The organism is Clostridium sp. (assembly GCF_051656525.1).
Classification (GTDB): Bacteria; Bacillota; Clostridia; order Clostridiales; family Clostridiaceae; genus Clostridium.
This window is the reverse complement of record NZ_JBOGCC010000289.1, coordinates 1-1,521: the sequence shown is the minus strand read 5'-3', so window position 1 is coordinate 1,521 and position 1,521 is coordinate 1. Positions and strand designations below refer to the sequence as shown.

At 20.4% G+C, this 1,521-nt stretch carries 1 protein-coding gene; it reads left to right on the top strand.

Annotated features, from left to right (window positions below):
• Nucleotides 1-161: 161 nt before the first annotated feature.
• Nucleotides 162-1,250, top strand: a complete 1,089-nt coding sequence (locus ACRDDY_RS14695) for a hypothetical protein (RefSeq protein ID WP_438565691.1) — start codon at nt 162-164, stop codon at nt 1,248-1,250.
• Nucleotides 1,251-1,521 lie beyond the last annotated feature (271 nt).

The following is a 1,521-nucleotide window of genomic DNA, read 5'->3' as shown; positions in this document are numbered from 1 at the left end:
ATTGATATTAGTGAATATGAACTTTGGATTACTGGGAAAGAAATTCAGTGAAATAAAAAAATAGCTCTAAAACTTTACAGCTTCTATAATTAATATTGTTATGATAGAAGAATATAAGTAGGTTTTAGTAGCTATTTTTTGTTTTAAGGATGAGGGATATTATGAAAAAAAGATTTAATACTGTAGGAATATGTGTTAGTAAAAAACATTATATGGTTGATGTTTTAGATAAATTATATGAAATAGAAAATTTAATAGAAAATGAATTTTATTTTATTATAAATAGACCTAGGCAATATGGTAAAACAACAACTTTAAATGAACTATATAATAAATTGAAAAATAAATATATAGTTATTGATATTAGTTTTAAGGGCAGTGATGAAAAATTATTTAAAGATAGTAAATTGTTTTGTAATGAGTTTATTAGTTTAATGAGAGATTCAATAGAAGATAAATTGTTATTAGACGAACTTAGAGAGGTCGAGAATATTAGTGAATTATCAGAATTAATATCTAATATAACTTTTGATAGAGAAATTATTTTATTGATAGATGAAGTTGATAAATTAGCTAATAATAAATTGTTTTTAAATTTTTTAAGTATGCTTAGAGATAAGTATATTAAAAGAGAAAAAGGAAGATCGACATCATTTAAATCTGTAATTTTAGCTGGGGTTTATGATATTAAAAATCTTAAATTAAAACTTAGGGAAAATGAAGATAGAATTTATAATTCACCTTGGAATATAGCAGTAAATTTTGATATTGATATGAGTTTTAATATAGATGAGATATCTAGCATGTTATTAGAATATTCAAAATCAAATAATTTAACTATGGATATTTTTAAGTTAAGTAATGAAATATATAGATTTACATCAGGATACCCATTTTTAGTTAGTAGAGTATGTCAAATAGTTGATGAAAATATAATAAAAAATGATAAAAGAAAATGGGAAATAAAAGATATTCATAGGGCAATAAAAATAGTATTAGCTGAACATAATACATTATTTGATGATTTAATTAAGAACCTAGAAAATAATAATGATTTATATAAATTAATAGAAACATTATTAATTTTTGCTGTAGAGAAAAAATTTGAAATTTATAATCCAGAAATAAATTTAGGGTATATGTTCGGATATTTAAAAAATGAAAATGGATATGTAAAAATATCAAATATTATATTTTCAGAATTAATTTATAATTATATGGATTCTAAAATTGATAATAAAAGCATGTGATAGATTATTTAAATATTGAACAATTGAATGAAGGTTATTTATTAATATTTAATTTTAATAAGAATAAAGAATATCATCATAAGGAATTTATTTCAGAAGATAAACTTATTTTTGAAGTTATGGTGTGATATTAAATAAAAAATAAGTAGGGTAATAGTTTTAAGAAAAATATAAACTATTACTCTATTTTTTTGATTATTTTACATAAGTACACTTAGTTTTTAAGAAAAAATTCGTCTTTATATATTGGAGGTGGTTTTATGAAAATAGC